General features: G+C 50.3%; 17 protein-coding genes. 13 read left to right on the top strand and 4 right to left on the bottom strand.

What is annotated here, in order from left to right; all coding sequences use genetic code 11:
- On the bottom strand, window positions 1-867 hold the full coding sequence (locus EDM21_RS22760) for a class I SAM-dependent methyltransferase (RefSeq protein ID WP_157338704.1): 867 nt from the start codon (window positions 865-867) through the stop codon (window positions 1-3).
- Between the two features lie 315 nt (window positions 868-1,182).
- On the opposite strand from EDM21_RS22760, the gene glgB reads away from it, so the two are divergent.
- The 9 genes from glgB to EDM21_RS22715 all read left to right on the top strand — a co-directional run bounded on the left by glgB (window position 1,183) and on the right by EDM21_RS22715 (window position 13,313).
- Window positions 1,183-3,141: a 1,4-alpha-glucan branching protein GlgB gene (gene glgB, locus EDM21_RS22755; protein ID WP_157338675.1), complete on the top strand. Its 1,959-nt coding sequence runs from the start codon at window positions 1,183-1,185 to the stop codon at window positions 3,139-3,141.
- Window positions 3,134-4,282, top strand: a complete 1,149-nt coding sequence (locus EDM21_RS22750; RefSeq protein ID WP_157338674.1) for a glucose-1-phosphate adenylyltransferase — start codon at window positions 3,134-3,136, stop codon at window positions 4,280-4,282. Before glgB ends, EDM21_RS22750 begins: the two co-directional genes overlap by 8 nt.
- Before the next feature lie 6 nt (window positions 4,283-4,288).
- Window positions 4,289-5,398 (top strand): glucose-1-phosphate adenylyltransferase subunit GlgD, encoded by a 1,110-nt coding sequence (gene glgD / locus EDM21_RS22745; RefSeq protein ID WP_157338673.1) that lies wholly within the window; start codon window positions 4,289-4,291, stop codon window positions 5,396-5,398.
- Window positions 5,399-5,483: 85 nt separating this feature from the next.
- Window positions 5,484-8,804, top strand: coding sequence for a glycogen synthase GlgA (gene glgA / locus EDM21_RS25590; RefSeq protein WP_157338672.1), 3,321 nt, complete (start codon window positions 5,484-5,486; stop codon window positions 8,802-8,804).
- Between the two features lie 424 nt (window positions 8,805-9,228).
- Entirely contained in the window at window positions 9,229-9,846 is a 618-nt protein-coding gene (locus EDM21_RS22735; protein ID WP_157338671.1) for an NUDIX hydrolase, read from the top strand.
- Between the two features lie 61 nt (window positions 9,847-9,907).
- Entirely contained in the window at window positions 9,908-10,237 is a 330-nt protein-coding gene (locus EDM21_RS22730; RefSeq protein ID WP_201280825.1) for a cupin domain-containing protein, read from the top strand.
- Window positions 10,238-10,557: 320 nt separating this feature from the next.
- On the top strand, window positions 10,558-11,718 hold the full coding sequence (locus EDM21_RS22725) for a hypothetical protein (RefSeq protein WP_157338669.1): 1,161 nt from the start codon (window positions 10,558-10,560) through the stop codon (window positions 11,716-11,718).
- The gene (locus EDM21_RS22720; protein WP_166542142.1) at window positions 11,715-12,416 is read left to right on the top strand and encodes a L,D-transpeptidase family protein; all 702 of its coding nucleotides are present in this window, start codon (window positions 11,715-11,717) and stop codon (window positions 12,414-12,416) included. Before EDM21_RS22725 ends, EDM21_RS22720 begins: the two co-directional genes overlap by 4 nt.
- Before the next feature lie 204 nt (window positions 12,417-12,620).
- Window positions 12,621-13,313: an HAD-IA family hydrolase gene (locus EDM21_RS22715; RefSeq protein WP_166542141.1), complete on the top strand. Its 693-nt coding sequence runs from the start codon at window positions 12,621-12,623 to the stop codon at window positions 13,311-13,313.
- 185 nt (window positions 13,314-13,498) lie between these two features.
- On the opposite strand, the gene EDM21_RS22710 is transcribed toward EDM21_RS22715, so the two are convergent.
- Window positions 13,499-14,110 carry a YitT family protein gene (locus EDM21_RS22710; protein WP_157338668.1) on the bottom strand — a complete coding sequence of 204 codons (612 nt, stop codon included), beginning with the start codon at window positions 14,108-14,110 and terminating at the stop codon, window positions 13,499-13,501.
- A 113-nt stretch (window positions 14,111-14,223) separates the two neighbouring features.
- The gene (locus tag EDM21_RS22705) at window positions 14,224-15,084 is read right to left on the bottom strand and encodes a DUF421 domain-containing protein (protein WP_157338667.1); all 861 of its coding nucleotides are present in this window, start codon (window positions 15,082-15,084) and stop codon (window positions 14,224-14,226) included.
- A 172-nt stretch (window positions 15,085-15,256) separates the two neighbouring features.
- Here EDM21_RS22705 and EDM21_RS22700 point away from each other — a divergent pair, with 172 nt between their 5' ends.
- From EDM21_RS22700 to EDM21_RS22685, 4 genes are all read left to right on the top strand, one after another.
- On the top strand, window positions 15,257-15,463 hold the full coding sequence (locus EDM21_RS22700; protein WP_068775501.1) for a DUF1657 domain-containing protein: 207 nt from the start codon (window positions 15,257-15,259) through the stop codon (window positions 15,461-15,463).
- A 163-nt stretch (window positions 15,464-15,626) separates the two neighbouring features.
- Window positions 15,627-15,806 carry a hypothetical protein gene (locus EDM21_RS22695; RefSeq protein WP_157338666.1) on the top strand — a complete coding sequence of 60 codons (180 nt, stop codon included), beginning with the start codon at window positions 15,627-15,629 and terminating at the stop codon, window positions 15,804-15,806.
- 26 nt (window positions 15,807-15,832) lie between these two features.
- Complete coding sequence (locus tag EDM21_RS22690) at window positions 15,833-16,132, top strand: hypothetical protein (RefSeq protein ID WP_157338665.1); 300 nt, start codon at window positions 15,833-15,835, stop codon at window positions 16,130-16,132.
- Between the two features lie 15 nt (window positions 16,133-16,147).
- On the top strand, window positions 16,148-16,534 hold the full coding sequence (locus tag EDM21_RS22685; RefSeq protein WP_157338664.1) for a hypothetical protein: 387 nt from the start codon (window positions 16,148-16,150) through the stop codon (window positions 16,532-16,534).
- Window positions 16,535-16,763: 229 nt separating this feature from the next.
- Here the strand turns inward: EDM21_RS22685 and EDM21_RS22680 are convergent, their stop codons facing one another.
- Window positions 16,764-18,389 carry a glycoside hydrolase family 10 protein gene (locus EDM21_RS22680; protein WP_338044035.1) on the bottom strand — a complete coding sequence of 542 codons (1,626 nt, stop codon included), beginning with the start codon at window positions 18,387-18,389 and terminating at the stop codon, window positions 16,764-16,766.
- Window positions 18,390-18,729 lie beyond the last annotated feature (340 nt).

The raw sequence follows: 18,729 nt of genomic DNA, 5'->3' as shown, positions 1-18,729 counted from the left end.
CTAGGCCTCCCAGCGTCCGAGAATACCGCACGGCAGCGTAAGCCCGCTGGCGGTAATCGGCAGGCCGATTTCGCCGGAGGAGATGCTGCCGCCGTATCTATGATGCATCGCCATTGTCAGGATATTCTTAAGCACGGTGGAAGAGATCCCGGTTGTATAAGAATTGACGAGCAGGAACAGAGGATTGTCCGACAGGATAGAAGTACATGTCTCCACAAAAGGATACAGGTCGTCTTCCAGTTTCCATGTTTCACCGCTCGGTCCGCGTCCGTAAGACGGGGGGTCCATAATTATCGCGTCATATTTATTGCCGCGGCGCTGCTCACGCTGGACGAACTTAAAGACATCGTCGGTAATAAAACGTACATGCCGGTCCGCGAGTCCGGAAAGCTCCACGTTTTCTTTGGCCCACTGCACGACGCCTTTGGAAGCATCCACATGTACGACGGAAGCTCCGGCGTAGGCGCAGGCTACAGTTGCCCCGCCTGTATAGGCAAACAAATTAAGTACCTTGATCGGTCTGCCCGCATTCTGGATTTTCTCGATCATCCAGTCCCAATTCGCCGCTTGCTCAGGGAAAAGGCCGGTATGCTTAAAGCCGGTCGGCTTAATGTGAAAACGCAGCTTGTTATCATAGGCTATGGTCCAGCGCTCGGGGAGTGTCTGGCGGAAATCCCAGCTGCCTCCGCCTGAAGAGCTGCGCTGATAACGCCCGGCAGCCTGTTTCCACTGCGCCGTCTCCATGTGGAGCGGCCAAATGATTTGCGGATCGGGACGACGCAGTACATAGGAACCCCAGCGTTCCAGTTTTTCTCCTCCCCCGGTGTCCAGCAGTTCATAATCGTTCCAACGGTTAGCTATATACATAGGTTGTTTTCCTTCTTTCTTCGCATCAAAATGTGCGTCATTACTCATGATAGGTACATCTGCTGCTAAACATCTGCCGATCTCTTCGCTTGTATTCAAAGATTCGGCACCAAATCTCTTCCCGCACAAAGTCCGAACTCCGCTTAGCGGAAGCTTACATGCAGAAGCTGCATTCTAAGCATCTATTGTACAACATAAGGGTTGTGGAATAAAGCAAATTCCCGCCTCATAAACAGGCATTTATCGTTTCACACAAGGCTTATCGGGGTACAAGAATATGAGTATAGTTAAGAAGGGGAAGGGGTAAACGCATAAATGGCAGGAAAACAGATCCCCGGCTCTGAAGACATCTATCTGTTCCATGAAGGGACACATTATTATAGCTATCGCCTATTCGGAGCACACGTGGAGAAAAAAGGAAAGTCCAAGGTTGTACGTTTTACCGTATGGGCTCCTCATGCCCGGGAAGTAAGAGTCGTAGGTGACTTTAACGAATGGAACGGCGAGGCGCACCTGATGCAGGCCGTGCCGGATTCCGGAGGCATCTGGTCTTTGGAGATACCTGACCTGGACGAGGGCATCTTGTACAAATACGAAATTCATACGGCCGACGGAAGAGTTATTCTGAAAGCAGACCCCTATGCCTTCTATTCGGAGCTAAGACCCGGAACGGCCTCACGCTTATATAATCTCGACGGCTATAAATGGAAAGACGGGAATTGGCGCCGTCAACGGGGGCGCAAACGTTCTTATGACCAGCCGATGTCGATCTATGAAGTTCATTTGGGCACGTGGAAGAAGAGAAGCCGGGAAGAGGACGAGCTGCTTACATATCGTGAGCTTGCGGATGACTTGGTGGACTATGTGGTCCAGATGGGCTATACCCACATCGAGCTGATGCCGATATCGGAGCACCCTTTTGACCGTTCATGGGGGTATCAGTCTACCGGATATTTTGCGGCTACAAGCCGTTTTGGCGAGCCCAAGGATTTCATGTATTTTGTAGACCGCTGTCATCAGCGAGGAATTGGCGTCATACTGGACTGGGTACCGGGACATTTTTGCAAGGATGCCCAGGGACTCAGACAGTTCGACGGACAGCCTTTGTATGAACCGGACGACCCGAAGCTTGCTGAGAAACCGGAGTGGGGGACACTCGCTTTCGATTTTGATAAGCCGGAGGTTCACAGCTTCCTGATTTCCAATGCTATGTTCTGGATGGAAGAGTTCCATATTGACGGAATCCGGGTAGATGCTGTAGCCAGCATGTTGTCTCTTAATTTCGGCAAACCTGAGCATCAATGGACGCGTAACGCACAGGGCGGGGAAGAGAATCTGGCTGCAATTGAATTCTTGAAGAAGCTGAACACCGCGGTATTCGGCTCCTATCCTCACGCCCTGATGATGGCTGAGGACTCCACGAATTGGCCTATGGTGACGTCCCCGGTCGATCAGGGCGGGCTTGGTTTTAATTATAAGTGGAATATGGGCTGGATGAATGACATGCTGAAATATATGAAACTAGACCCGGTTCACCGCAAGCATCACCATAACTTGATTACGTTCTCGTTTATGTACGCGTTTAATGAGAATTATGTGCTCCCTCTGTCGCACGACGAAGTGGTACACGGCAAACGCTCCATTCTTCATAAAATGCCGGGGGATTACTGGCAAAAATTCGCTAATACCCGTGTTCTTTACGGTTATATGACCGGTCACCCCGGTAAAAAACTTCTCTTCATGGGAGGAGAATTCGGCCAATTTGATGAATGGAAAGACCTGGAGGATCTGGACTGGTTCCTTCTTGATTATGAGATGCACGGCAAAATGCATACATATAATCAGGCATTGAATACCTTCTATCTGCAGGAGCCCGCGCTGTGGCAGGCGGATCATGAGATGGAAGGTTTCCAGTGGATTTCTCCCGATGACAATGAGCAAAGCGTCGTAGCCTTTATCCGGAAGGGGAAGAAGCAGAAGGACGATCTGATCGTCGTCTGCAACTTCACCCCGGTCGTTCATCCGGATTACCGTATCGGGATTCCTAAGGCGGGAGCCTATGCCGAAGTCTTCAACAGCGATGATCCCGCTTACGGAGGCTCGGGGCAAAAAAATTCCGAGCCCCTGATCAGCGAGGAAATCCCGATGCACGGTTTCGAGAACAGCTTGTCGCTTCGCGTACCGCCGCTTGCAGCCGTTTATCTCAAACGGACTAAGCTTCAACCAGCTTCGCCAGTAAAATCGGGCCGAAAGGGGAAGTCGAAGAATGCGTAGTAAATCTTGTGTAGCCATGCTGCTAGCCGGGGGAGAAGGCAAAAGATTAGGTCTCTTAACCCGGCAGTTAGCCAAACCAGCCGTTCATTTCGGCGGCAAATACCGCATTATCGATTTCACTTTGAGCAACTGCACGAATTCAGGTATTAATACAGTCGGGGTTCTGACCCAATACCAGCCGCTGGTACTGAATTCATATATCGGGATTGGCAGCGCCTGGGATCTGGACCGCAAGAACGGCGGAGTTACCGTCCTTCCTCCTTTTATCGAGCAGGGCGGCGGAGAATGGTATAAAGGAACGGCTAACGCCATCTACCGCAATATCGGCTTTATTGAACGGTATGACCCTGAGTACGTGCTTATTATTTCGGGGGATCATATTTATAAAATGGATTATGACCGGATGCTTACGTACCATAAAGCCAGAGGAGCCGACGCAACCATAGCCGTCATTGAGGTAAAGTGGGAAGAGGCGTCACGCTTCGGGCTTCTGAGCGTCAATGAAGACAATGAGATCACGGAATTTGCCGAGAAGCCGAAGGAACCTAAGAGCAACCTGGCTTCCATGGGTGTCTATATGTTTAACTGGAAAGCTCTGAAAAGATATTTGGAACTGGATGAAGCGGATAAGGAATCGAGCAATGATTTCGGTAAAAATATTATTCCATCCATGCTCAGAGACGGCGCCAATCTGGTGGCGTACCCTTTCCAGAGCTACTGGAAGGATGTCGGTACAATTGAGAGCCTGTGGGAAGCGAACATGGATCTGCTTGACGATCCGACGCAGCTTAATCTCAATGACAAGTCGTGGCGTATTTATTCGGTCACGCCTTATCAGCCTGCGCAGTTTATTTCATCCGGGGCCAAAGTCATACGCTCTCTCGTCAACGAGGGCTGCTCGGTGTTCGGGGATGTGGATCACTCCGTTCTCTTCTACGGCGTTCATATCGGCGAGGGCAGTGTTATTCGTGACTCGGTTCTGATGCCGGGAGCGCGAATCGGCAATAATGTGACCATCCGTAAGGCGATAATCGGTGAGAACACCGTCGTTGAGGACGGCGCAGTGGTCGGCAATGGGGAAGAAATCGTGCTGATCGGATCAGGGGAACACATTCGGGCCACTTCGGAGTTGAAAGGATGAGAACGTATGAAGCATGTAATGGGTGTTATCAATCTGGTCAATGAGCCTGATGATTTAGAGGAACTTACCTTACACCGCTGTGCCGGGTCCGTTCCGTTCGGCGGACGGTACAGATTGATTGATTTTATATTATCGAGCATGGTGAATTCCTCGATCGATAACGTGGCTGTTTTTACCCAGCACAAATACCGCTCTCTGATGGATCACCTCGGCTCCGGGAAAGAGTGGGATCTGGACCGTAAACGCGGCGGGCTGTTCGTCCTCCCTTCCGTTCAGGATGATCCGAACGGAATGTCGCGGGGGGATTTGTTCCAATTCTATTCCCACCGGGATTATTTCTACCGCGGGCGGGAAGAACTGGTTATTATCGCGCGCAGCCATATGGTGTGCAACATTAATTTTGAAGATGCGGTACGGTATCATGAAGAAACCAAGGCGGATATAACCGTCATGTATAAAGAAGCGGAGGAAGAATACTCCGGCAGTTTCCGCAGGCTGGCAATCCGTCCGGATGGCCGCGTTACCGTGATAGAAGATCAATCCGGCCGCCTGAGAACCAATAACGTTTCCATGGAAATGTACATCATGAGTAAGGCACTGCTGCTTGATATGGTTGAGACTTGTCTGGCACAGGGTTATGACCATCTCGTACGCGACGGGATCATGAAGAACGTTGACAAGCTCAATGTATACGGATACAAGCATGAGGGCTATCTGGGTATCGTCAACTCCATTGCGGGCTATTACCATCACAGCAGGGAACTCCTGGATCCTGAGATTCTGCGTGATTTGTTTTTCCGCAAGGATCGGATCTATACGAAAGTCAAGGATGAGCCGCCGGCGAGATATGAGGCGAGTGCGAACGTACGCAACTCGTTGGTCGCGAACGGCTGTGTGATCGAGGGAAAAGTGGAGAACAGTATTTTGTCCCGCGGGGTCAAAATCAGCAAAGGCGCCACCGTCAAGAACAGTATTATTCTCCAGAACTGTGACATTGAAGAGAATGTCGTGATTGAGAATGCTATTCTGGACAAAGACGTATTTATAAGCCGCGGGCGGGTATTGACCGGAGATGTGAGAGCACCGTTTATTGCGGCCAAAATGAAAGTTATTTAATGAACGTACATCAGGCCGGGCGCTTATGCGTTCGGTCCCGATTTTTGATAGAGGTAAACTTAAAGAGACGGGAGTGGAGAATGGAATGAACATTCTTTTTGCGGCTTCGGAAGCGGCACCGTTTGCCAAAACGGGCGGATTGGGAGATGTAATCGGCTCCCTACCGCAAGAACTGCGGCGCAGCGGGGCTGACGTCCGGGTAATCATGCCGAAGTATGATGAGATACCCGGCCTATTTAAGGAACAAATGCAAACCTTAATCACTTTCGGTGTAAACCTGGGCTGGCGTACACAGTATTGCGGTATTCAGACTTTGGAATATGAGGGTGTGACCTTCTATTTCGTAGATAATGAATTTTATTTCCGCCGCCCGGGCCATTACGGCTATGGAGACGATGCGGAACGGTTTGCTTTTTACTGCCGTGCGGTAATTGATGCGCTTCCTCATATCGGCTTCCGGCCTGATGTCATACACTGTCACGATTGGCAGGCAGGTATGATACCGGTTCTTCTCCGTGCCCAGTACAGCCCGTATTATCCGTTCTATGAGAACATCAAGACGGTTCTGACGATCCATAACTTAAGATATCAGGGCATATTCTCCAAAGATTCAATGATGGACTTTTTCGGACTCGATCCCGGTTATTTCTCGGGCGAGCAGCTTGAAATGTACGATGGAGGCAGCTTCCTCAAGGGTGGGCTGCTTTATACGGACCGCATTACGGCAGTAAGCCCTACCTATGCGGAAGAAATCCGGACCCCGTTCTTCGGAGAGAACATGGACAGTCTCCTCCGCTACCGGAGCCAATCGACCGTGGGTATCGTCAATGGAATTGACTACGACCAGTTTAATCCGATGACGGATTCACATCTCGCTGTCCAATACCGGGATTCGTTGCCCAAAAAGAGGCTGAACAAGACGCACCTTCAGCAGAAGCTGGGTTTGCCGGTTCGTGACGATGTACCGGTTATTTCTCTGGTGACGAGACTGGTCGAACAGAAAGGGATCGATCTTATCCGGCATGTGCTGCCAGAGCTCTTGTCGCTTGAAGCGCAGTGGGTTATCGTCGGAACCGGCGATTCCGAATATGAGCAGCTGTTCAGAGACGCGGCAGCCCGCTATCCGGACAAACTGGCGGCTTACATCGCTTTTGACGACGGGTTGGCAAGGCAGGTGTACGCGGGTTCAGATTTGTTCCTGATGCCTTCGCTGTTTGAGCCTTGCGGGATTGGCCAGCTGATTGCGATGAGGTACCGTACGGTGCCGATCGTGCGGGAGACCGGCGGCCTCAAAGATACGGTGCAGCCGTATAATGAATTCACGGGCGAGGGTACCGGCTTCAGCTTCTCGGCTTATAACGCCCACGATATGCTGCACACGGTAAGACGCGCGGTGGATTTCTTCCTGCATGACCAGCAGGCCTGGAAGAAGCTGCTCGCGAATATGAGAAAGAACGATTACAGCTGGAAAAGATCGGCCCAGCAGTATAAGTCCCTGTATCAGGAGCTGATCGACGAATCGGTCCATGCGGCTAACCAGCGGCAGTCAGCCAGTGAGGAAGCCGAGCGGCAGCGGCAGGCAGATTCTCAGCAGGCCAGTCAAGACCTGTATGAAGCGCAGCAGCCCGAGAAGGCTCATGTTCTTGCGAACAGCCTTACAGAGATCCCGGCTGAGCAGGAATACCGGGATTCAAGCTCAGCCGCTGGTAAACCGACAGCCCGTAGCTGGTGGAAAGAAAGTGTCGTTTATCAGATTTATCCGCGGAGCTTTATGGATAGTAACGGAGATGGAATCGGCGATCTGCAAGGTATTATTTCCAAGCTCGATTATTTGAAGGAGCTGGGTGTAGACGTCATCTGGCTTTCTCCGGTGTATAAATCGCCGAACGACGATAACGGCTACGATATCAGCGATTACCGGGATATTATGGATGATTTCGGCACGATGTCCGACTGGGATCAGCTGCTTGGCGAAGTACACCAGCGGGGGATGAAGCTGATCATGGATCTGGTCGTGAATCATTCTTCGGACGAGCATCCGTGGTTCCTGGAGTCCCGCTCCTCCAAGGATAGCGAATACCGCGACTATTACATTTGGCGCCCCGGCCAAGAGGGCAGGGAGCCGAATAACTGGACGAGCTTCTTCAGGGGGCCGGCCTGGGAGTATGACGAAGCGACAGACGAGTATTACTTGCATCTGTTCACCCGCAAGCAGCCGGACCTGAACTGGGAGAATCCCAAGGTGCGCGAAGAAGTGTATGAGATGATGACCTGGTGGCTGGACAAAGGAATCGACGGTTTCCGTATGGACGTGATCAACCTGATCTCCAAAGTCGACGGGCTTCCCAGTGCGGGCGGAGAGCGTTACGCATGGGGAGGAGAATATTTCATGAACGGACCCAGAATTCATGAGTATTTGCGTGAAATGAATGAACAAGTCTTATCCCGCTACGACATTATGACGGTAGGTGAAATGCCGGGCGTTTCTCCTGAAGAAGCCGTGCAGTATGCGAATGCGGAAGGAACCGAGCTGAACATGGTTTTCCAGTTTGAGCATATGGAACTGGATAACGGCCGCGGCGGCAAATGGGACCCTGGTCAAGTAAACTTGCGCGAATTGAAACGGTCTATTTCCAACTGGCAGACCGGGCTGGAAGGCAAGGCATGGAACAGCCTTTACCTGAATAACCATGACCAGCCTCGGATGGTATCCCGTTTCGGCGATGACCGGAAGTACCGCGTAGAATCCGCTAAAATGCTGGCGACTTTCCTTCATACCCTGCAGGGTACGCCTTATATTTATCAAGGCGAAGAAATCGGGATGACGAACATGCCGTTCGCCACAATCGAGGACTGCCGGGATATCGAATCGCATAATGTGTACCGCGAGCATGTGGAAGGCGGGGGCAGCGCGGATGAAATCATGAACGCTATCCGCGCCAAAGGAAGGGATAATGCCCGTACCCCGATGCAGTGGAATGCGGATGAGAACGCAGGCTTCACGACCGGAGAACCGTGGCTGCTTGTGAATCCGAATTACAAGGAGATTAACGCTGAAGCGGCCGTATCGGATCCGAACTCGGTCTATCACTACTACCGGAAGCTGATTGCGCTGCGTAAAGCCCATCCGGTCATCGTGTACGGGTCCTACGAGCTGCTGGCAGAAGAAGACGAGAACGTATTTGCCTATGTGCGCACGCTCGGAGAGGACAAGCTGCTGGTGATGCTGAACTTCTCGAATGACACCCAATCTTTCGCTAGTCCCTATCCGCTGCTGGCGTCCGGTCATGGGGATTTGCTTATAGCGAATTATGCAGTCGGAGAGGGCGGAGCAACGAGCGGACTCGAAGCGGATATCCAGCTCCGTCCGTATGAAGCAAGGGTATATCTGCTTCAGGGAGTATGAAGCCGCGCTAGATAGTGAGTTATATCAGAGAGCCATCAGTCGTATGTAAAATGTGTAAGATGCATTACGCGTGTGCTATGAGTGCAAGTATGTGTATGCAGCCTTGCTTGCGAGGCTTCTGATCGACTATGTATTCGTAAATGACGGAATCACTGTGGTGAAAAGCGGAAGCCTCCTTTCCGGCTGCCGGCATTTATCTTCCTCGCTCACGAAGCACCTTAAACCCCCTGGGTTTAAGGTGCTTTTTTGTGCAATTTTGAGTTGGAAGATATTAGAAAGATTCAAATGGGTTTAAAAAAGGAATATTTTCCATTCCAAATAAGGCGTGATAAGATGGTGACAAGCGGATAGACAAACCGGATTGGCTTAAACGATACCTTGGAATCGAAAGTTCGCGATCCGTGATGAAAGGGAGGGACCCATCATGCAAGAAAAATGGCTGGAATGGGCGAAGCAGATCCAATCGATCGCTCAGACAGGATTGGCTTACGGCAAGGACGAATATGATCTGGAACGCTATGAAATGCTCCGGGATTTGAGTATAGCAATTATGAGTGAGTATACGGATATAGAACCGGTCAAAGTCAGAGAGCTTTTTGCCGGTGAAACCGGGTATGCGACGCCGAAGGTCGATATACGGGCTGTCGTATTCCGGGAACACAAGCTGCTGCTTGTCCGTGAAAAGTCGGATGGGGCATGGGCTCTGCCCGGCGGCTGGGCGGATATCGGCCTGTCTCCATCGGAGGTTGCCGTCAAGGAAGTGAGGGAGGAAGCGGGATTCGAAGTAAAAGCGGGTCGTCTGCTCGCCGTATGGGACAAGAAGTTTCATGAGCACCCGCCCTCTCCTTTTCATGTGTACAAAATGTTTATTCTATGTGAGATTACCGGCGGAAGCGCTAAGGTAGGGCTGGAGACAAGTGAAGTACGGTTTTTCGGAAGAAATGAACTTCCGGAGCTTTCATTGGAGCGCAATACGGCTGCGCAGCTTCATACGATGTTCGAACAATATGACGAATCTTCCGGTCCTTCCTTGTTCGATTGATTGTCCCGTTACCCGGGGCGTCCCCTAATCCTAAATTGAAATGACAGGAGTGCAGATGCAAATGATAAAAAGCTATCAATTAAGCGAGCTTGCGGAACAGATGTCGGCAGAGAAGAACTGGCTGGAGTTCCTTCGGGTGCCTTCTATGAGTGCAGGTATTTACCGGCTTCGTGCCGGAGATACCGACCGGCAGCTTCCTCATACAGAGGATGAGCTGTACTATATCGCCGAAGGCAGAGCGGAGCTGCAGATAGCCGGGGAGAGTGTTTCGGTCGGGAAAGGCTCTCTGGTCTATGTCGAAGCCCATGCGGAGCACCGGTTTCATACGATTACAGAAGATCTTACGATTCTTGTCATTTTCTCGCCAGCCGAATATACGAATAAGCCATAATAAGCCAGGCTGTGTGGTATTTTGTCATCTATTACAAGCAAACGAACTCCCTAATGCGTCTGGAATCCCATCGCACCGGGGAGTTCGTTGTTTCAACACAAAGCCCATAGCGCAAGTGAATGCTGGGATAGACCGTTTTTGTATTTTATATACCGAAAACGGTTTTTTGTTGTGCATGTCGTGTTGTAAGGACAAGAATGCAGCCGCCCGATTCCATCCAGAAAAAGGAGAGGGACCGCTGGTCTGGAAGCTTGCATGATTATATCATTTTGGCGAAAAATAAGGGCTACTGCTTATTGGATACGGAGGTAACGTTCAGCATGAAAAGAAAAGGATTCATCATCTTCTGTCTGCTGTCCCTGACCTCGATAAGTGTTTCTGTGTCGGCAGCCCCGGCGAAGGTTCTCGAAACCATCACCTTTACCATACAATCCACACCGGTTTCGGACTTCCAATCGGAGCTCACCATTTATCCCGCTTCCCGGGAAAAAATATTGGCGGGAAGCGTTGTGAAGTCAGCCGATGCCATGCCGGTGTCGGATACGTATGCCACGCTTAAACAAGCGGGATCAGCCGATAACGGAACAACCTATATCGTGGATAAGGATTATAACCTGTACGACCCTGCCGGGCAGAAGATTCTGACGCTTACTGAGAAGAAGAAAGAGAAATTACGCAGGCACATTGAGGCACTTCGAAGCCGGCACTACGGGGAACTACTTCCTTGGAAGGTAGCCCGGCAAGTTATTCCGCGCAAAGATAAGGTCGAAGTGATCGATTTGGAGACGGGTCTGAGGTTCCATGTTCAGCGCAGAGCGGGGCAGGATCACGCGGATGTCCAGCCCCTTACCAAAGAGGATACCAGAATCATGAAAGAGATTTATAAAGGAAGCTGGAGCTGGAAGCGAAGGGCTATTCTTGTCCGGGCAGGCAACCGGTATTATGCGGCTTCCATGAACGGAATGCCGCATGGCGGAGACGGAATACCGGGCAACGAATTTGACGGGCATTCCTGCATTCACTTTGCAGGCAGCACGACTCACGGTTCACACTCCGAGGATACCGGGCATCAGCTTATGACATACCGGGCTGCCGGACTTTTAAGGGACTATATCAATCAGGCCTCACCTGCTCAACTGGTGGATGCGTTTGTTCTAGCGATGAACCAGAATGATCCTCAGGTGCTGGATCTCATCACGTATCCGCACAATGCGCACTTCGTTCAAGACCTGCATACACAGATGCAGGACATAGACGCGGTCACGAAAGTGACTAAGACGAAGAACCGGCAAGAAATGCCGGCTCCTGATCCCGGACTGCTCATGGTGCAAATAAAGGAGGAGCTGGCCGTCACACGAGAAGGCAGCAGCCGGGCTCGTAAAGGGATGTTTAGCTTTACGATCAGCCGGGATAAGTCAGACATGCCTTGGCGTATTACGGAAATAAGCACCGGGGACCATCAAAAGGAACAGAAGCCGTGATCAGCCGGCACAGTTGTAAGCTGCTGCTCAGCATAGCTTTACTGGGGGCGGCGGTGAGCACCGTTCCTGGACTGGTGGGCCAAGCTCGCGCGGTTCCAACGATTCCTATCGTTGCGGATCAAGGATTGTTTTCCATCGAGGTGTACCCGCAGCGCCATAAGTTAGTGGTAATGATGCACCAGAGGCCGTTCAAAACGTATCCTGTTGCCGTGGGAGAGCTGGAAACGCCAACCCCGGTGGGAGAATACAAAATTGTTTATAAAGGGAAAGATTGGGGAGCCTCGTTCGGGCCGCGATGGCTGGGACTTAATGTGCCGTGGGGAGCTTACGGTATTCATGGAACCAATAAACCTCATTCGATCGGACAGCATTTGAGCCACGGGTGTATCCGCATGCGTAACCGGGATGTGGAAGAACTGTTCGAAATGATTCCGGTAGGGACGAAGGTTGTGATATTCGGACATGTGCTCGGGGACCCGGATCATGAACCGAGAAGGCTTGCCCAAGGACTGGCAGGTGCCGACGTCCAGCTTATCCAGACACGGCTGCAGAGCGCGGGTTATTATAAAGGGGTATGCAACGGGAAGTTCCAGTCATCCACAACGATTGCCGTGAGAAAATTTCAGCGGGACCAGGGGCTGCAGGAGGATGGGGTGGTCTCCCCGAAAGTCTATGAGAAGCTGGGCCTTATCGAATAAACAAGTCTCCTGGACAACAAGACAGGAGGCTTGTTTATTGCGGTTGCAGGCGGGTTCTGCTCCACTAGCAGGTTCAATATTCCGTGCAAACTTCCCCTAAGGACTGGAAATGATTTATAATCATTTCATATGTCCTGAACCGGGGTGCAAGGTCACCGGGATCGCGGAGATATTGCATATTACAGCGCATAGGAGAGGGTCCGCGTGTATAAAGCTATATTATTTGATATCGATAATACCCTGCTCAATTATGATTTAAGTGAATTAGCCTCAATGAAGCAAGCCCTGGCGGTCCACAATCTGCATAATGATTTAATCTGGGAAGAGTTCTGGGATACATTCAGACCGATCAACTTCCGCTACTGGACCGATAGGAACCGGAATAATCATCACATTCGCGAAGTGCTGGAATATTCTTTTACCGATACATTCACACAAATGCAGCAAGACACATCCGTGTCCAAGTTAATTACGGAGACATACTGGGAACTGTTCTGCAGCAGCTGTCATTTGGAGCCGCACGCCGAGGATATTCTGGCTTATCTTCATGGGAAAGTTAAATTGGGGATTATTACGAACGGGATCGGGGAAGCCCAGAGAAGAAGGCTTCAGGCCGGAGCGATTTTCGACTACTTCGATGCGCTGATTATATCCGATGAGGTAGGCAGCTGGAAACCCGAGAACCGGATTTTCCAGGAAGCGCTAGACCGGCTGGATGTGGATGCTTCCGAGGCTCTGTTTGTGGGGGATTCCATCCATGATGATTTTGCGGGGGCCGTGCGGATGGGAATGGATTTCTGCCTGTACAACCCCCGCAGACTTCATTACGATCAGCACCCGAAGCCGGCTTATACAGTTTATAGCTTAGGGGATCTTAAGAATATGTTAGGAGTTTGAAGAGACTGATCCTGCATGTCGGTTATTAAAAGAGGGGGTGATGTATTTGGAAATCGTCGCGGCTTTATTCGCGATGTTAGTTATGTTTTGTTTCCTCCTTACGCTTAATTCGATGATCAAACGCGAGGAAATGAAGTTTAGGGCCCGCTCGGCATTGACTTCTATTGTGTTTGGTCTCTTTATTCTTATTCTTTATGATTTATAGGGATGATTGAAATTCTTCCCATGGTGCAGAGTCCGGTGGCGACCCCTCCGGCGACAATCGTAAGCAGGGAGTGCAGGAAGATCTCGCCCGACAGCAGCAGACCGCCAATTCCGATAATCAGACCGTCCATCAGGAAAATAATAAACCCTACATTGAGAGGCACATACTTCGATATAAACTGAGCCAGCAGGTCGGTGCCGCCGGTACTTGTCTCGTGCCGCAGCATAATGCCAAGACCTGTCCCCACCATGAAGCCTCCCAGAATGGCACTGGAAAACGAACTGAGCTCGATATAATACAAAAAATAATACTGATAAGGTTCCAGGAAGTCGATAAAAAAAGAGGAAACAATGAGCCCGATTATACTGTTATAGAAGATGGCCCGGCTGCTGAACCAAGCTACGATAAATACCGGAACACTGCACAGCATAATACCGATCCCGATTTTAAGGCCGGTCAAATAGTTGAAAATCAGTGAGATGCCAATAATTCCCCCGTCCAACACGGTAAAAGGGACTAGGAAAAAATTAATCCCCGCAGCAAGAAACAAGCTTCCTATTACTATGGCTGAGAATTTCCTGGCAGATATCATATCAGACCGCTCCTCGTTAAGGGCATGTTCTGATTTATATGACGGACAACCCAAAACATGCACAAAAACTCCCTTTGATCAAGTTGCAAGAGGGAGTATGGCGGGTTTTCCTATTATCTTTTGAGGACAGGTTCCAGTTCTTTAATCATCTTCGTGAGCTCCCGGGAACACTGTTCATACATGCGCTTTGCTGATTTGTCGCGGGTGGAAAGCCCGAATGAAGTGATGTCCGCTTCGCATTTTTTTAAAGAAATAAACAGCTTGGTCTTCTCTTGCGGTGCCGGAACCGTAATTTTGTCATCATAGATGTCGACAAATAATTGGCCGAATGCATCTATTTGACCCAGGAATACATTATCAACGGTCAAGCCCAGCTTCTCCAGTTCCGTGTTTACCCACCCTCTGCTGAAGCCGATTTCAGCCAACGGTTCATCGAGCATTTTACCATCCATGATAACGGTTTGGGGCGCTTCCTCCGGTGAGACTTTAATACCCAAATGTTTGGCTGTGAGCGGCTGGTTTTCCCGGGTTAAGAGAATATTGATATCCCCGCTGGGTTCCATAATCGCGAATTCTACATCGGCAAACCGAAAAGCATTCTTCTTGCGTAATTGCTCCATAAGTTCATCGGTGGTCAGGCGTTCCTTCTTAAGATTCTCCTCCAAGACTTTCCCGTTCTGAATAAGGACGGTTCCTGTGCTGTCGACAAAATCACGTACTTTTTTGCTTTTGATTTGTAAAAACTCCATGGCGAATGAAACAGCAACCCAGACACTTAAGGAAATGAGCCCCAAATACCAATTCGATTGCAGGTCCAGTGAGATATAGGCAGCGAGACTCCCGATTGTGATTCCGGTAATATATTCGAACATGGAGAGCTGTGATACTTGCCTTTTGCCTAGCAGTTTGGTCAAGATAAACAGAACTACGACGGAGATCAAGGTGCGTAACGCGACTTCAAATCCCTCTGCCATCCATACTCCTCCTCTAAAAATAATTTCTGTATCCTTCTGTTGTTATTCTGAGCTACAGTGGGGAAATTTATGACAACCGGAACATTTTTTTGACCCGGAATGTTTTAACGGGAAATTGGTAAATAGTAAAGTAGTCCTTGCGGATAGATAAAAAGGGAGCGGAGGTGTGAAAATGACAGTAGCATCCGATGTGAAAACATGTGTGGCTTCTTTAAAAAGTGCCCAGGCAAGCCTGGAGCAGTTTGCTTTGTCCACTCAGAATGAACAGGCCAAGACGCTGTTCACCAATGCTGCAAGTCAAACGCAGCAAATCGTGGATCAGGTTCAGGGTAGAGTAAACGAGCTGGAAAATGAAGAGCCGCAATATAAAGGTTTCTGATGCACCTTTAACTGGAGCAGTATAAAAAGCCGCCTTAAGGTGTCCCGTGACGCCTTAAGGCGGCCTTTTTGTTGTACGGCGGTATGCCTTTTTTATGGAGATTGGTGTAGGTAAGGAATTCCATATTGTGGTATACTTGACATGTTTAACAGGAGGTTTGTACATGGATGTAGATAAGGAACTGCAAGACATTAAGGCTAGGCTAAGCGCTATTGAATCCGGAATGAATCAGCAGCGGAGTATCTTTTCTTCTTATGTGTGGCCGTTTGTTATCGGTTTTGTTGTATTTTTGGTTGTGATTTTAGTAACGACGGGAATTGTTCATTTCATCCGCACACAGTGATTGTTATAATCTGGGGGGATATGTCATTGGGGAATACTAGAAAAAGAAATGTAATCTTGTTTGGTTTATTTTCAGCTGTCGTTGCCGTTGTTTATTACCTGATTCAACTCATTCAAGGGATGGTGCTCACCCTGACTTACGTGCCCGATGTTACACGAGCCTATGAGAATGTAGAAGTTCTTAATCAGCAGGTCTCTTTCGATAGCAGCGCCTCTATGCCTTATTTACTGCTTGTGGAAATCGCCTTGTTTATGCTTGCCGGTGCCTTGATTACCTTAATCTGCAACAAAGTGATTCGTAGACAGAACGCTTCTAATCGGGTTTGAGTTCAGGAGGCGGCTATGTCTTTAAAGCTTCGTCTGATTCATAACTTGCTGTTCGTGGGCACTACCGGACTAGCGATCTATTCGATGTATTTGCTCTTAATACCCGGGTTTATGGATGGGTTCACCAGCAGTATATTTCTGCTCGGTTTATTGATCGGGATAAATCTCAGACCCGTGAGTAAGTTGGTAGAAAAAGAACCTGATCCTCCAAAGAAGAATACGTGGGGATACCTCATAGGAACAGTCTTCCTCATGCTGGTTCTCCTTTATTATGAAGGATGGATCATGCTGTTCAGGGCTCCGTTAGCGATGTTGATATGCTTGGCTGGGCTCCATTTGTTCGAAGTTATGGAACGCAGATTTATTATCAGCAAACTGGAAGAGAAAGCGGAAGAGCAGTAATGATTAGAAGAAAGAGAAGAAATGTTGGAATAGCTGCCTAAGGCATGAACCAATACCTGGAAAAGCCGGGCGTAACACAGTGCTGCTGGAGCACATGTGTTACGCCCGGCTTTTTCATCGTGTGTGAATCCAAGGGGTTAATTTGTGAGGCTGGAAGATGCTTTTGCAGTACAAGCATACGGTAAGCCTTACGCTATCGGCTGGGCGGAATTGAAATATTCACGCCCGTTCACTGGACGGCCACTCGGCTCGGGCCGGCAGCCGCCGCGATGCGGCTGGTTGTGCTCTCGTTATGGAGACGATCGAGCGCAGTCACGACATAACGGACCGTCTGATCCCCGGGCGCAGTCTTGTCCGTGTAGGAAGCGGCTTCCCCGCCGGTGCTCCGGACGGTGTCCAGCAGCCGGGCCCCGCCGCCTTCGTCCACACGGTAGACCGCGAAGTAGGCGGCCTCGCTGCCTGCGGCCTGCCAGTTGAGCCGGATACCGTCTGCCGTGCTTGCGGCCTGCAGATCCGCCGGCGGCTCCGGCGGCGTGCTGTCCAGCCACGGCATGGGCGGCACCAGCGCGGGGCTGGCGTAGATCTCTTCGTTCAGCCGGGTCTTCAATCCGAGCGGATTGCGCCGGATGTCCTTAAGGCTGAACAGGATGCTGCCGCCGATTTGACCGGCGCGCTCGGTATTGTAGCGGAGCTGATCGGGCAGCTCGCTCGGGTTGTTCCAATCGGGGGAGTCCGACCCGATTTTGAAAGGAGCGTGCCCGATGTAAAGCTGCACGGGCTTGCCCGCCGTTTCTTGGACCCACCAATCGGCGAGCTTGTCGTAGGCGGCCGGCTTATAACCGAAGCTCCAGTAGAGCTGTGGAGCGATATAATCAATCCAGCCGGCGTTAATCCAGGCTCTCGTATCTGCGAAGAGCGTGTCATAGTTCGTCGTTCCGGCAGTTGTGGCGGAACCGGAAGGATCCATGTTCTGGTTGCGCCAGACGCCGAATGGGGAAATGCCGAATTTTACGTACGGCTTTTCTTTTTTGATCGCGGCATGAATATCTTGCACCAGCTTGTTGACGTTATCGCGCCGCCAGGCGGGTTTGGATGGATATCCGGACTTACCATAGCGCTGATAAGCGGCGTCATCCGGGAAGTCTTTGCCTTTCTCCGGATAGGGGTAGAAATAATCGTCCATATGCACAGCATCGATATCATAGTTCTTGACGACTTCTGCGATACTGGCGGTTACGAAACTGCGGACTTCGGGGATTCCGGGGTTGAAATACAGTTTCCCCGCATAGGAAGCGACCCAGCCTGGATTTTGGCGGGCCGGATGATCCCGTGTCAGCTTGTCCGAGTCTTTCACAGAGCCGATCCGGTAGGGATTGAACCAGGCGTGGAATTCCAGGTTGCGTTTGTGTGCTTCTTCCACCATAAAAGCGAGCGGATCATAGCCGGGAGATTGTCCTTGCTTCCCGGTGAGCACATCCGACCAGGGCCCATACTGGGACGGGTATAAGGCATCTGCGCCCGGTTTGACTTGTACAATAACGGCATTCATGCCCAGATTCTTAGCTTCATCTAAGAGGGAGATCATTTCTTGCTGCTGTTTCTCCTTCTTGAGTCCGGGTGATGAAGGCCAGTCGATATTCCAGGCTGTTGCAATCCAGACGGCTCTAAGCTGCCTGTCCGCGGACCGCTGAATAGGTTTCACCTGTTCCGCATCTTTGACTTCATCGCCGGATGCCGTAAGGAAAGAACCGGCTTGGAGAGTTTTGCGGTCATCCATCCGCCCGAATACGTACAAAGCGAGAGCCGCGGTTATCAGAATGATCAGGGGCAAAACCACTCGATTTCTTGTTAACACAAATGTTCCTCCTTGCAAGACGATATTTAGTCAGAAGCGGATAAAACGGCTTAGAAAAAGAAGGTACAGTCATTCTATGAATGGGCGGGCCGCTCTATGACAATTTAAGAGGATAAGAAGAGTGAAAGTGCTGGATAGAGCCATCGAAAGGGATGAATTCAGCCAACTGTAAAGGTTGGAAAATAAACAAGCAGGCACCCATACAGGTGCCTGCTTCAGCCTGTAGACAAAGTTCCGTAAGGAGCAGGGTCTACAGGCTTTTTTATCGAATTAGTAAGTAAAACGGTGAGCCGAGGTGTAAAAAATGCTGAGTAAGAGCAATAACGAAGGTCGCTTTCAA

Source organism: Paenibacillus lutrae (assembly GCF_009757775.1).
Lineage (GTDB): Bacteria > Bacillota > Bacilli > Paenibacillales > NBRC-103111 > Paenibacillus_F > Paenibacillus_F lutrae.
This window is presented reverse-complemented; position numbering and strand designations above follow the sequence as displayed.